Below are 14046 nucleotides of genomic sequence, written 5' to 3'. Positions count from 1 at the left end.
GCATTCGCCGGGGTTTTTCGTTGCGTCAAACGTCGTCGACGTGCTGCGTGATCTTCGGCGGCTCGTCCAATTTGTCGCCGAGTGCGCGGCGCACGATCGCGTAGAACACCGGGATGAAGAGCAAGCCGAGGAAGGTGGCCGCGAGCATGCCGCCGATGACGCCGGTGCCGATCGCGTGCCGCGCGTTCGCACCCGCACCGGTGGAGATCGCCAGCGGCAACACGCCCATGATGAAGGCCAGCGAGGTCATCAGGATCGGGCGCAGTCGCAGCTTCGCCGCCTCGACGACGCCTTGGGCGAGCGGCTTGCCTTCCTTGCGCTCCTGGATCGCGAACTCGACGATCAGGATCGCGTTCTTCGCCGCCAGGCCGATGACCGTGATCAGGCCGATCTTGAAGTAGATATCGTTCGGCAGGCCGCGCAACATCGACAAGGCCACCGCGCCGAGGACGCCGACGGGCACGACGAGCAGCACCGCCACCGGCACCGACCAGCTTTCGTACAACGCGGCCAGGCACAGGAACACCACCACGATCGACAGGATCATCAGCATCGTGGTCTGGCTGCCGGACAGGATTTCCTGGTGCGATTGCCCGGCCCAGTCGTAGCCGAACCCCGGCGGCAACTTGGTGTCGACGATCTTCTGCATCGAGCTCATCGCTTCGCCCGAGCTGTGGCCCGGCGACTGCGAACCCACGATCTCCACCGCCGCGAAACCGTTGTAGCGCGTGAGCGTCGGCTCGGCGACTTCCCACTTGGACTTCACCACGTTGGAGAGCGGGATCATCGTCGGCAGGCCGTTGGCCTGTTTGTCCGGCGATGGCGTGTAGAAGTGCGACAGCGACTCGGCGCCCGTGCGGTACGCCGCATCGGCCTGCATGTGCACGCGCTTGACGCGCCCGCCCTGCACGAAGTCGTTGACGTACACCGGCGCGAGCATCAACTGGATCGCGCTGTAGATGTCGCCGACGGACAGGCCCATCGCTTCGGCCTGCACGCGGTCCACGTCGAGCTTGAGCTGCGGCGAAGGCGCCAGCGAATTCGGACGCACGCCGACCAACGCCTTGTCTTGGGCGGCCTGTCCCAGCAAGGTGCCCATGGCCGCGTTGAGCGCGTCGCGCCCCTGGCCCGAGCGATCCTGCAGGTACATGTCGAAGCCGCCGAACTGGCCCAGGCCGTTCACCGTCGGCAGGTTCATCACGAAGATCTGCGCGTCGCGAATCGGGTACAAAGCGCCGTTGGCCTGCGCGATGAAGTCCGTCGCGGTGATCTTTCGTTGGTCCCACGGTTTGAGCTTGATGAACGCCATGCCGACGTTTTCGCCCTGGCCGATGAAGCTGAAGCCCGACACCTGCATCATGCCGTCGAAGCCTTCGAGCTTCGCGACAGCCGGCCGCATCTGGTCGAACACTTCGTTCGTGCGGCGCAGCGTCGAGCCCGGCGGCAGCTGCACGATCGCGAACGCGTAGCCCTGGTCTTCTTCCGGCAGGAAGCTGCCCGGCATCCGCCAGAACAGGAAGCCGCACGCGATCGCCAGGCCCAGGAAGGCGACCATCCATCGCGGCGCATGGCGCACCGCGCCGCCGATGTGGCGCACGTAGGTGTTGCTCATCTTCCCGTAGTACTTGTTGAAGATGCGGAACACCGGGTTGCGGCTTTCGTGGTGCGTGCTCGGCTTGAGCAGGCTGGCGCACAGCGCGGGCGTGAAGCCCAGCGCGAGGAAGGCGGAGAACAACATCGCCATCGCGATGGTCAGCGCGAACTGCTTGTACACCGCGCCGGCCGAACCGGTCTGCAGCGCACTCGGGATGAACACCGCCGCCAGCACGATCGTGATCGCGATGACCGCGCCGGTGATCTGGTGCATCGCCTTGCGCGTGGCTTCCTTCGGCGACAGCCCTTCCTCGGTCATGATGCGTTCGACGTTCTCGATCACCACGATCGCATCGTCGACCACGATGCCGATCGCCAGCACCATGCCGAACAGACTCAGCTGGTTGATCGTGAAGCCCAGCACGTACATGCCCAGGAACGTACCGAGCAACGCGACGGGAATGACCAGCGTCGGGATGAGCGTGGCGCGCAGGTTCTGCAGGAACAGCAGCATCACCAGGAACACCAGCACCATCGCTTCGGCGAGCGTCTTGATCACCTCGTCGACCGAGATGCGCACGAAATCCGACGTGTCGTAGGGCGAGAACCACTCCACGCCCTTCGGGAAGCTCGGCTGCAACTGCGCCATGCGCGCCTTGACGGCGGCGGCCACCGCGAGCGCGTTCTCGCCCGGGCCCAGCAACACCGCGAACGCAGCCGTCGGCTGGTCGTTCCACTTCAGGTCGAAGCCGTGCGCTTCACCGGAAATCTCGATGCGCGCAACGTCCTTCAGGCGAACGGCCGCGCCATCGGGCGTCGTGCGCAGCAGGATCTGTTCGAACTCTTCAGGATGCGAGAAACGCCCTTCGGCAGAGACGGGCGCCGTGAACATCTGCGTGTCCGGCGACGGCTCGCCGCCGACCTGGCCGGCGGAGAACTGCACGTTCTGCCCGCGTACCGCGGCGAGCACGTCGGTCGCCGACAGGCCATAGGCATGCAGCTTGTCCGGGTTGAGCCAGATGTTCATCGCGTACTGGCCGCCGAACAACTGCGTGCTGCCCACGCCCGGCACGCGCGCGACCTGGTCGAGCACGTTGGAGGCGATCAGATCGGACAGCTCGTCGCGGTTGATCGCCGGATCGTTGGACTTCAGCGCGACGACGAGCAGGAAGCCGCTGTTGGACTTCGATACGGTGACGCCCTGCTGCACGACGTCTTCAGGCAAGCGCGGCGTGGCCTGCGACACCTTGTTCTGCACCTGCATCTGCGCGGTGTCGGGGTTGGTGCCGGGCTTGAAGGTCAGGTTGAGCGAAGCGCTGCCGTCGGACCCGGACGAGGCGCTGAAGTAATCGAGGTTGTCGATGCCGGTGAGTTGTTGCTCGATGATCTGCGTCACCGCGCGTTCGACGGTTTCCGCGCTCGCGCCCGGATAGAACGCGTTCACGCCCACCTGCGGCGGTGCGATGTTCGGATACGACTCGACGCCGAGCCCGCGGATGGCGAGCACGCCGGAGATCACGATCATGATCGCGATCACCCAGGCGAAGACCGGATGGTTGATGAAATAACGGGACATGGTCGGTCAGCCCTGCGGTTGCGCGGCGGGGGCGGCGGTGTCGGCGGCCTGCTTGTCCGGCGTCCACGGCACGGCCTTCGCGGGCGCGCCGGGCTGCACGCGTTGCAGGCCCGAAACCACCACCTGATCCCCCGGCGCAACGCCGGAACCGACGACCCAATCCGCGCCTTCCTGGCGTTGCGTCGCGACGTTCTTGCGCGCGACCTTGCCGTCCTTGCCGACCACCATCACGTAGGAGCCCTGCACGTCGCGCTGCACGGCGATCGCGGGCACGCGATACGCGTTGTTCTGCATGCCGAGCGTGGCGCGCACGGTGACGAACGTGCCCGGCAACAGCAGGTGTTCCGGATTCGGGACGCGCGCACGCAATGCGACCGCACCGGTCGAGGGATCGACCGTATCGGCGCTGAAGTCCAGTGCGCCGTCGTGCTTGTACGTCGAACCATCGGGCAACAGCACCTGCACCCGGCGCGTACCGGTCGTGTTGGCCTGGCGCACCTGCGTGAGCTCGTCGACGCTCATCGAAAAATCGACGTACATCTGGTCGAGCTGGTCGACGGTGGTGAGCAACGTCGCGTCGGCCTGGCCGACGAGCGCGCCTTCGGTCACCTGCTGCTTGCCGGCGCGGCCGTTGATCGGCGAACGCACCGAGGCATAGCCCAGGTTGATGCGCGCGGCGGCGACCGATGCCTTCGCCGATTGCTGCGCGGCGGCGGCCGAACGTTCGGCCGCGAGCGCATTGTCGAGATCGGACTGCGAGATGAACTTCTGCGGCGCGAGGTTGCGCGCACGCGTCGCGGCGGCGCGCGCATTCGCGTAATTGGCTTCCGCCGACGCCTGCGATGCGACGGCCTGGCCCAATGCGGCCTGCAGCGGCGCCGGATCGATGACGAACAGCAGCTGGCCTTCCTTCACGTCGCTGCCTTCCTCGTACACGCGACGCTGCAGCACGCCGGGAACGCGGGCACGCACGTCGGCGCTGCGATACGCGGCGAGGCGGCCGACGAGATCTTTCACCAGCGGCACGGAGGCCGGGCGCACGGTGATGACGCCGACTTCGGGAGGGGGTATGTTGCCGCCGCCCGCTGCATTCGGGTCGTCCTTGCCGCACGCCGCCACCGCGATGGCGACTGCGAGCACACCCGCGATGCGAGCGTTCGTGCCGTTGCTTCCAAGCTTGCGGGCCATGCGCGGTGCCTCTCATTCCGTTTTCTGTACGCGAGAGTTTACCTTGCGCGCCGGGGCACGGAACCCCTGTCGTTCGTCACCCGTCCCAGCGGAACAATCGAATTGGTTGCGAATGCACCGCGTGGCGAACCCGTCAGCGCCCCATCGGTGGCCAGTGCAGGTGCCGCGACATGCGCGAAGGCACGGGCACGGTGACATGCGGCAGCACGCCCCAGCACGGCGCACGCAGGCGCGCTGCGAGCAGGGCGAGGTTGTCGTCGGCGCGCGCCATGTCCGGATCGATCGCGGTTCCGATCCATCCCGCCAGGCGGCATCCATCGGCGGCGATCGCGCGCGCGGTGAGATACGCATGGTTCAGGCAACCCAGCCGCAACCCGACGACGAGCACGACGGGAATCCCGAGCGCATGCACGAGATCGGCCTGCATCAGGTCGGTCGCAAGCGGTGCCATCCAACCGCCGACGCCCTCGACGACGACGCAATCGGCCTGCGCGCGCAAGCGGTCGTGCGCATCGAGGATGGGTTGGAGCGACACCGCGATGCCTGCATCGCGCGCGGCGAGTTCGGGCGCGAGTGGATGTTCGAGCGCGAAGGGATTGACGTCTTCGTAAGCCACGGGGAACGCGCCCGCATGTTGCAGCGCGAGTGCGTCTTCGTTGCGCCATGCGCCGTCGATGCGTTCGCAGCCGCTCGCCAGCGGTTTCATGCCCACGGCGCGAATGCCCGCATCGCGCATCGCGTGCAGCAACGCGGTGCTCGCGAGTGTCTTGCCGACGCCGGTGTCGGTGCCGGTGACGAAGAGGCCGGTGATCGCCTCCGCGCGCGTGGCCTGGCCGCGCATGCGGAAGCCTTGATCGACCGGCAATTGCGACGGATGCATCAGGCGCCCCTCGTCGCGACGCAGCGTCGCGGCCACGGCGCCATGGTAACGCCGGCGCGCTGCTAGACTCCGGGGATGTTCACCGCCTCCACGCTGTCCGGCAGCAAGCCCGAGCAATACGCCCAGCTCCTGGCGCAGGCGCGCGCCCTGCTCCACGGCGAGCCCGACCGCATCGCGAACGCGGCCAACCTCTCGGCGCTGGTCTACCACGGGCTGCCGCAACTCAACTGGGCCGGTTTCTATTTCTTCGACGGCACCGAGCTGGTGGTCGGTCCTTTCCAGGGCTTGCCCGCGTGCGTGCGCATCCCGCTGGACAAGGGCGTGTGCGGTGCGGCGGCCAGCACGCGCACGACGCAGCGCATCGAAGACGTGCACGCCTTCCCCGGCCACATCGCCTGCGATGCGGCCTCGCGTTCGGAACTGGTGGTGCCTTTGGTGCGCAACGGTACGCTCGTCGGCGTTTTCGACCTCGATAGTCCGGTTCCCGCGCGCTTCGACGTTGAAGATCAACAGGGGCTCGAAGCAATCGCCCGCCTGTTCGAGGAGTCGTTGATTTGAGCACCGCCAAGCTGCGCAACATCGGTCCGAAATCCGCCGCCTGGCTGCGCCAGGTGGGGCTGCGTTCGCGCGAGGATCTCGAGGCGGTGGGCGCGGTGGATGCCTTCATGCGCGTCAAGCGCGCAGGCTTCCGGCCCAGTCTCAACCTGCTGTATGCGCTGGAAGGTGCGTTGCTCGACTGCCACTGGCAGGAAGTCCCCGAAGCACGTCGCAGCGAACTGGTGAACGCCGCCGAGGCCGCCACGGCCCTGCTTCCGCCGCCCCGCAATCGCCCGGCCGCCGCGCCCGTCACGACCACGCAGATGGCCGACACCGAAGACGCCGCGCCGGCGTTCGATCTGCTCGACGAGCCCGCCGGGCACGACGCGGACTGACGCGGGGTCCTTCCGCGCTCGCAGCACCCCAGTTACACTCCCCGCCGCTTGAGGTGACCCGCGGACGTACGTCCAAGGGTTGAAACGGGAAGCCGGTGACCGATCGCATTCGCGACCGCATTCCGGCGCTGCCCCCGCAACGGTAAGCACGCAAGGCCAACGCATCCGCCACTGTGCACGCGCACGGGAAGGCGCCGCGGCCCGGATCGCCTTTCATCGGCGACCAGCGCGCCAGCCCGGAGACCGGCCTCGATGCAGTCCTGGTTGCGATGCGGAGGGCATCGCGGCGGCAGCGCCGTCGCACGCGCCTCCGCTGTGTTTCTCCTTCCCCGACGCGACTCCTTGTGAACCCAAGGCGCGCGGGCGTGCGCGCCGGAGAAACGATCCATGTCGCGCAAGACCCTCGCCGCCGCCGTCGCGGTGGCACTGAGCTTTCCTGCTTCGTTCGCGTTCGCGCAGGACGCCGATCAACTCGACAAGGTGCTCGTCACCGGAACGCGCACCGCGGTCACCGTCGATGATTCGCTGTCCGCCGTTGAAGTCGTCGATCGCGCGGAAATCGAACGCACGCAAGCGCAATCGGTACCGGACCTGCTGCGCGGCCGCGCCGGCATCAATCTCGTCAACCAGGGCGGCGCGGGCAAACTCACCACGTTGTTCCTGCGCGGGTCGGAATCCGACCACACGCTGTTCCTGATCGACGGCGTGCGCGTGGGCTCCTCCACCTCCGGCCTCACCGCGTTGCAGGATCTGCCGGTGGAATTGATCGAACGCATCGAGATCGTGCGCGGCCCGCGTTCGAGCCTGTATGGCTCCGATGCGATCGGCGGCGTCATCCAGATCTTCACCCGCCAGCCGAAAGCCGGCGGCGTGCGCCCGCGCTTCAAGCTCGGCGCCGGCAGCAACGACCTGCGCGAATTGAGCGCGGGTGTCGACTTCGGATTCGATCGCGCGTGGTTCGGCGCCGATTACAGCCACCAGTCGACCGACGGCCACAACTCCTGCACGGGCGCGACGACACCGGAATTCGCAGGGTGTTTCATGGACAACCCCGATCCGGATGCCGACGGCTACGAGAGCAACGCGGTGTCGGTGCGGGCCGGCGTGCGGCCCGTCGACGGCGTGACGATCGACGTGCACGCACTGCGCAACGAAGGGCGCAACGAAATCGACGCCGATCCGCAGTTCGGCCTCGGCGACGTGTCGAATACGACGCAGCAATTGGTCGGCGGCAAGGCACGGTGGGACATCGGCGCGGCGGCGCTCACACTGTCGGGCGGCAGCAACCTCGACCGCTCCCTGCAAACACGCGACGACGCATTCGCCGACTTCTTCGAGAGCCGTCGCGACAGCGCGTCGTTCCAGGCGGATTTCAAGGTCACCGACGGGCAGCTTGCGACGGTCGGTTACGACTGGCAGCGCGACAAGGCCTTCGCGAACGACGCGTTCGGCACGCTGGTCTCGCCGGACGAAGGGGCATTGCGCCACAACCGCGCGGCGTTCGCGCAGTACCAGGGCGCGTTCGGCAAGCAGGATGTCCAGGCAAGCGTGCGCCGCGACGACAACGAACAATTCGGTGGCCATACGACGGGCAACCTTGCGTGGGGGATGGACCTGCCCGCGCAGTTCCGCATCACCGCGAACGCAGGCACGGCCTTCAAGGCGCCGACGTTCAACGAGCTGTATTTCCCGTTCTACGGCAATCCGGAGCTGCTGCCGGAGACGTCGGACACGTTCGAAGTCGGCATCGGCCAGCGCCACGACGCGTGGCACTGGGACGTGCACGCCTACCAGACGCGCGTGGACGACCTGATCGTGTACGACGCCAGCATCTTCGTTGCGAACAACCTGGAACAGGCGCGCATCCGCGGCGGCGAGGTCACCGGTGGATTATCGCTCGAGGCCTGGAACATCAGCGGCGCTGCCAGCTTCGTCGATCCGCGCAACCGCAGCAACGGCGACAACTTCGACAAGGTGTTGCCGCGTCGTGCGCGTTCGAGCGGGCGCGTGGATGTCGATCGCGCGTTCGGTGATTTCTCGGTGGGCGCGACGTGGATGGCGGAAGGGCGCCGGTTCGAGAACGTCTCCAACTCGCTGGAACTCGGCGGATACTCGACGCTCGACCTGCGCGCGCAGTGGGCGCTCTCGGAAACCTGGACCCTGCAGGCGCGGGCGAGCAACGTGTTCGACCACGACTACGAAACGGCCGCGTATTACCCGCAGCCGGGACGCGCGTTCGGGTTGACGGTGCGGTACGGGTCGAAGTAGTCGGCGCATGCAGGAAGGGCGCGTCGATCCCGCGATCGACGCGCCCCGCGATTCAGTCCACCGTCGCGAGCAATTGCAGGCCGCTGAATGCCTTCGTGCCATGCACGGCGACGTAATACTCGCCGGGGGCAGGCGCATCGATCACGACGATCCCGTTGTTGCCTGGACGCTCGGACTTCGCGTCGTGCTCGCCCGGCAAGGCGTGGGCGCCACGACGTACGTAGAGGTCCGCATCGCCGGTCCCGCCGAAGCTGCGCACCGTCAGGCGCGTCGCATTCTCCGGCACGGAGACGACATAGTGACGTGCCAGCGCTTGCCTCGCGTAGATGTGCCGGGTTGGGCCGTACAGGCTCAATGCCAGCGGAGATGGCAGCGGCACTTCACCAAGGACGGCCGCAGCGACGGCTCGGCCCGCATCGACGATCCCCGCGCCGATCGGCTTGTCGATGGCCACCGGAAACATGCGCGTCGAGTCTGCGAGCAGCGTCGCGATCGCCGCCGGGGTATGCGGCGAAGGCGCCGCGCCCTGCATCATCGCGACGACCGCAGCGACATGCGGCGCAGCCATCGACGTCCCGACGTTCGCCCCGATGGCCGGGCCTTCCGGCCCTTCCTTGCCGACGTTGACCGTCGACCAGATGAACCCGTGCGGCAACCATTCCTCGCCATTGGCGTGGTCCTGGCGGAAGCGTCCCCCGCCGGGCGCCGAGACGCTGACGCCGTTGCCATGGTTGGAGTAGTACGCGCGCTTCCCGGTGTAGCCGCTCGACCCCACGACGATGACGTTGTTGCAATTGGCGGGGGCAAAGCTCGATACGTCGCGGTTGCTGTTGCCGGCCGCGACGACGATGGTCGTACCGCGCGCTACCGCGCCATCGATCGCTTCCTGCATGTACGGTTCGCAAGCTGCAGGTCCGCCAAGACTGAGGTTCACGACTTCCGCGGGCGTCGGGTTGTCGGGCACGCCTTCGACACTGCCGCCCGACGCCCAGGTGACCGCATCGGCGATGTCCGACATGTACCCGCCGCAATGGCCGAGCACGCGCACCGGCAGCACCTTCGCGCGATGGGCCATGCCGGCGATGCCGATGCCATTGTTGGCAACCGCGGCGATGGTTCCCGACACGTGCGTGCCGTGCCAACTGCTCGTGCGGGCAGGGCATTGACCCAGGTACGGCGGCAGGTGCGTCCAGTCGCCGGGATCCCAGCCTCCGGGGGTGCGCGATTCGTCGTCGCGGCCCGAAAAGAAGGTGTCGGTGATGAAGTCGTACCCCGCCCCTTCGACGATGTTCGCGTCCAGGTCCGGGTGCGCGGTGATACCCGTGTCCACCACGGCGACGACGATGCCCTCGCCCGTCGCGCCCTGCGCCCACGCGGCAGGCGCATCGACGCCGCCAAGGGGATCGTAGAGATCGGCCTGGAAACGGGAATACTGGTGAGCGCCGACTTGGACGTAGCCCTCGTACCACGGATCGTCGACGACGGCGCGCTGCAGCACCGGATCGCGCATCGCGTACTGCACGTCGGGATGGGCGGCAAGGCGAGCGATCGTCGCATCGGCATCGCCGGGATCGACGCGCAGCACCTGTGCGCCGTTGGCGAGGCGGAAGACGGGCCGCGATGTGGGTGCAAGCGTCCGCAATGCGACCGAAGGTTGCGCACGCGCCAGCGTGTGATCGTGGAATTTCACGACGACACGGCCCGCGGGATCGAAGGCGTGCGCACTGCCCGTGGCGCAAAGGACGGCGAGGGCAAGCCCGAAACGAAGTGTGTTGTGCATGTGTGGTGTCCTCACAGGTCGATGCCGAAGCCGACGCCCGCCGACTGTTCGTCGCTGCTGAACGCCCCGCCCAGGCTGAGCGAGACGCGATCGGAAATGTTGCGCGCGTAGCCGATCGACAACGCACTCTCTCCGTTCTGCCAGCCCGCGCCGGCGGCGAGCCGACCGCGGTCGCTGCGACCCTGCGCCGCATTGATGGCCATGCTGGACATCGCGGCGGACATCGCACCGATACGGTCGATGCGGTCGTCCTGCCGATCGACGCGATCGCTGAGGTCGACGAATTGATCGGACAGGGCCTGTACGCGCTGGTCGGTGTAGGCGCGGGCTTCGTTGAGCGTGGAGGCCTGGGCGGCCTGCATTTGCCGCAGGTTCACCGCATCGGTTGCGGCGATCGCGTCGTCGACGTGCACCACGCGACGTTCCGAACCCGCCGCCCCCACGGAAACCGTGCCGGCCTGGTCTGCGATCGATCCCTGCCCCAATGCCGCGGAGCCGGCGACCGCGCTACTGCCCGTGCCCAGGGCCGTGCCTTCGCCCGTTCCCACGCCGGGAATCGCCGGTGGCGTGGTCGGCAACTGGCCGAAGGCCGCCTCCAGTGCATCCATCCGCGAATGCAATCCGCCGAGCCCGGAACCGAGCGTGCCGTCCAATCCGGCGATCGCCTCGTCGAGCTGCGCCTTGATCACGACATCGTTGGCTTGCGTCCCCGCGGCGACGTTGACGATCTGCCGGAAGATCGGCCCGTGCTCGCCGTCGTCTTCATCCCACCATGTGGTCGAGGAGCCCACCGATACGGTGTTCGCGCGCAGCGACTGCGACCCATGTCCGATCGCGACGCTTCCGTCCGCGCGCGCGTCGCTGAACGCACCCAGTGCCGTGCTGCGCGCATTGATCGCGCGCGCATAGGCCCCGAAGGCCGACGCATCGACGTCCCAGCCGAGCGCGTGATTGCCGAACGCCGACGCATGCGAGGCGATCGACCATGCTTCGGCGCCCACCGCCGTGGCCTGGATCGCCGCGCGTGCGTTGGCGCCGATGGCGACCGCCGCGATTTCCGCATTGCTGCGGACACCGAGCGCAACCGCGAGATCGCCGGCGCGCGCAAACGCGCCCACCGACGTGCCGTCGTACTTCGCGTAAGTGGCATAGCCCAGCGCCGTGGTGTTGAAGCTGTCCGCGATGCTCCCCGCGCCGTAGGCTGTCGCGCCGCCGCCGGTGGCCTTGCTCGCGGTCCCGATGGTCGTGACGTACATGCCCTCGGCCACGGTGTCCGCGCCGATGGCGATGCTCGCCGTGCCCTGGTTGCTGACGCCACGGCCGATCGCGACGCTGAAGGGATACAACGCGAGCGCGTGGTGGCCGATCGCCACACCGGCCTCGCCGTGCGCCTCCGCGTGCATGCCGAATGCGAGCGCGGCGTTGCCCAGCGCGACACTGCTCTTGCCGAACGCCATCGCATACAGGCCCAGCGCGGCGCTGTCGGTGCCGAAGGCGAGACTGCCTTCGACGTCCGCCATCGCGTTGTAACCGAACGCGATGCTGCCGGCACCACCCGCGCGGCTCCATTCGCCGATGGCGATGGCCTGGTCACCTGGCGCTTCGCTGTCGTCGCCGATCTCGATCGCGCCGTCGCCCGGGTTCGCCGACTGCACGACGGCCTCCGGAGGCGCATCGACGGTCGTCGCCGCCCGCGCGACCCCCGTCCCCAACAGCGCGCACACCGCGCCGATCCATACGGCCCACTTCGCTTCCATGGCAGCCCCTCCGGCGGCGCCGGATGCCGAGGATCGGCATCACGACCGACGCACGCTCGGGACCATGCTCGACGCAACGCGGCGCGCGGCGTAAGCGGCGCCGAGCGCCGATGCGCTGCGGAATTTGCCTAGGAAACGCGCGACGCCGCAGTTGCGGCGCAAGCGATTATTCGACCGTCACCGACTTGGCGAGGTTGCGCGGCTTGTCGACATCCGTGCCGCGCGCAAGCGCGGCGTGGTACGCCAGCAACTGCACGGGGATCGCATGCACGATCGGCGACAACACGCCGACGTGACGCGGCGTGCGGATGACATGCACGGCTTCGGATTCGCCGAACTGGCTGTCGGCATCGGCGAAGACGAACATCTCGCCGCCGCGCGCGCGCACTTCCTGGATGTTCGACTTCACCTTTTCCAGCAGGCTGTCGTTCGGTGCGATCACCACGACCGGCATCGCGCTGTCGACCAGCGCCAGCGGACCATGCTTGAGTTCGCCCGCCGGGTAGGCCTCGGCGTGGATGTACGAGATTTCCTTGAGCTTGAGCGCGCCCTCGAGCGCGATCGGGTAGTGCATGCCGCGCCCGAGGAACAGCGCGTGCTGCTTCTCGGCGAACTTCTCCGCCCAGGCGACGATCTGCGGCTCCAGGTTCAGCGCGTGCTGCACGCTGCCCGGCAACTGGCGCAGGGCATCCAGGTGCGACTGCTCGCGTTGCGCGTCGAGCTTGCCGCGCAGCTTCGCGAGCGTGCACGTCAACGTGAACAAGGCGACGAGCTGCGTGGTGAAGGCCTTGGTCGAAGCCACGCCGATTTCCGCGCCGGCGCGCGTGTAGTAGACGAGCTTGCTCGCGCGCGGGATCGCGCTCTCGGGCACGTTGCAGATCGACAGCGTGCGTTCGTGGCCGAGGTTCCTGGCGTACTTCAACGCTTCCATCGTGTCGAGCGTTTCGCCCGACTGCGAGATGGTGACGACAAGCTGTTTCGGATTGGCGACGACTTCGCGATAGCGATATTCACTGGCGATGTCGACCGCGCACGGAATGCCGACGATCGATTCGATCCAGTACCGCGCGACGAGCCCGGCGTAATAGCTGGTGCCGCACGCGAGGATCTGCACGGCTTCGACGTCGCGCATGACGGCGTCGGCCTGCGCGCCGAACAGGGACGCGGAGAACCCGTTGTTGTCGATCACCGCTTCGATGGTGTCGGCCACGGCGCGCGGCTGCTCGTGGATTTCCTTCTGCATGAAGTGGCGGTACGGGCCGAGTTCCAGCGAGGCGAGCGAGACGTCGGAGACGTGCACGTCGCGTTCGACGGGCGCACCGCTGCTGTCGAACACCTTCGCGCCATCGCGCGTGAGTTCGGCGGTGTCGCCTTCTTCCAGGAAGATCACGCGGCGCGTGGAGGAGACGATGGCCGAGACGTCGGACGCGACGAAGTTTTCGCCTTCGCCCAGGCCCACCAGCAGCGGGCAGCCCATGCGCGCGGCGACCATGATGTCGGGATCGCGTTTGTCGATCACGGCGATGGCATAGGCGCCGTGCAACTCCTTAACGGCCTTCTGCAACGCGTGCAGCAGCGAGTCGCCCTGCGCACGGTAGTAATGGACCAGGTGCGCGATGACTTCGGTATCGGTCTGCGATTCGAATTCATAACCGAGCTTGCGCAGGCGATCGCGCTGCTGCTCGTGGTTTTCGATGATGCCGTTGTGCACCAGCGCGATTTCGCCGTGGCTCACGTGCGGATGCGCGTTGCCTTCGGTGACGCCCCCGTGCGTGGCCCAGCGCGTGTGGCCGATGCCCAGTCGCGAGGAAAAGTGTTCGGCCTGCGCGGCCGCTTCCATCTCCGCCACGCGACCGGTGCGGCGCACGCGGCGCACCTCGCCCGCGTTCGCGTCCACGACGGCGATGCCCGCCGAGTCGTAACCGCGATATTCCAGCCGCTTGAGGCCTTCGATGAGGACCGGAACCACATCGCGATCCGCGATCGCGCCGACGATGCCGCACATAAGGGGGTTCGACTCCTGCAGAAGGCCCACAGTCTAGTGGACGCGTGAATGTGTGGCCCGAACGCGG

At 67.5% G+C, this 14046-nt stretch carries 9 protein-coding genes and 1 riboswitch; of the genes, 3 read left to right on the top strand and 6 right to left on the bottom strand.

Features of this window, described 5'->3' with window-relative positions; all coding sequences use genetic code 11:
• Positions 1 to 25: 25 nt before the first annotated feature.
• From ACXJJ8_RS13225 to bioD, 3 genes are all read right to left on the bottom strand, one after another.
• Positions 26 to 3169 (bottom strand): multidrug efflux RND transporter permease subunit, encoded by a 3144-nt coding sequence (locus tag ACXJJ8_RS13225; RefSeq protein WP_499030858.1) that lies wholly within the window; start codon positions 3167 to 3169, stop codon positions 26 to 28.
• A 6-nt stretch (positions 3170 to 3175) separates the two neighbouring features.
• A complete protein-coding gene (locus tag ACXJJ8_RS13220) occupies positions 3176 to 4357 on the bottom strand; it encodes an efflux RND transporter periplasmic adaptor subunit (protein WP_499030855.1) in 1182 nt (393 codons plus the stop codon).
• 133 nt (positions 4358 to 4490) lie between these two features.
• A complete protein-coding gene (gene bioD, locus ACXJJ8_RS13215; RefSeq protein WP_499031109.1) occupies positions 4491 to 5198 on the bottom strand; it encodes a dethiobiotin synthase in 708 nt (235 codons plus the stop codon).
• Positions 5199 to 5312: 114 nt separating this feature from the next.
• Here bioD and ACXJJ8_RS13210 point away from each other — a divergent pair, with 114 nt between their 5' ends.
• The 3 genes from ACXJJ8_RS13210 to btuB all read left to right on the top strand — a co-directional run bounded on the left by ACXJJ8_RS13210 (position 5313) and on the right by btuB (position 8437).
• A complete protein-coding gene (locus ACXJJ8_RS13210) occupies positions 5313 to 5795 on the top strand; it encodes a GAF domain-containing protein (protein WP_499030853.1) in 483 nt (160 codons plus the stop codon).
• Positions 5792 to 6169 (top strand): TfoX/Sxy family protein, encoded by a 378-nt coding sequence (locus ACXJJ8_RS13205; RefSeq protein WP_499030851.1) that lies wholly within the window; start codon positions 5792 to 5794, stop codon positions 6167 to 6169. The genes ACXJJ8_RS13210 and ACXJJ8_RS13205 overlap by 4 nt, the downstream gene beginning before the upstream one ends.
• 35 nt (positions 6170 to 6204) lie before the next feature.
• Positions 6205 to 6435, top strand: a riboswitch (cobalamin riboswitch).
• Positions 6436 to 6556: 121 nt separating this feature from the next.
• Positions 6557 to 8437 (top strand): TonB-dependent vitamin B12 receptor, encoded by a 1881-nt coding sequence (gene btuB / locus ACXJJ8_RS13200; protein WP_499030849.1) that lies wholly within the window; start codon positions 6557 to 6559, stop codon positions 8435 to 8437.
• Between the two features lie 52 nt (positions 8438 to 8489).
• Here btuB and ACXJJ8_RS13195 read toward each other — a convergent pair whose 3' ends face one another.
• The 3 genes from ACXJJ8_RS13195 to glmS all read right to left on the bottom strand — a co-directional run bounded on the left by ACXJJ8_RS13195 (position 8490) and on the right by glmS (position 13979).
• Entirely contained in the window at positions 8490 to 10217 is a 1728-nt protein-coding gene (locus tag ACXJJ8_RS13195; RefSeq protein ID WP_499030847.1) for a S8 family serine peptidase, read from the bottom strand.
• Positions 10218 to 10228: 11 nt separating this feature from the next.
• Positions 10229 to 11974 carry a YadA-like family protein gene (locus ACXJJ8_RS13190; RefSeq protein WP_499030845.1) on the bottom strand — a complete coding sequence of 582 codons (1746 nt, stop codon included), beginning with the start codon at positions 11972 to 11974 and terminating at the stop codon, positions 10229 to 10231.
• 166 nt (positions 11975 to 12140) lie between these two features.
• Positions 12141 to 13979 carry a glutamine--fructose-6-phosphate transaminase (isomerizing) gene (glmS, locus tag ACXJJ8_RS13185; RefSeq protein WP_499030843.1) on the bottom strand — a complete coding sequence of 613 codons (1839 nt, stop codon included), beginning with the start codon at positions 13977 to 13979 and terminating at the stop codon, positions 12141 to 12143.
• Positions 13980 to 14046: the final 67 nt, after the last annotated feature.

The sequence above is a fragment of the Lysobacter sp. P5_C4 genome, from assembly GCF_054049695.1.
This window is presented reverse-complemented; position numbering and strand designations above follow the sequence as displayed.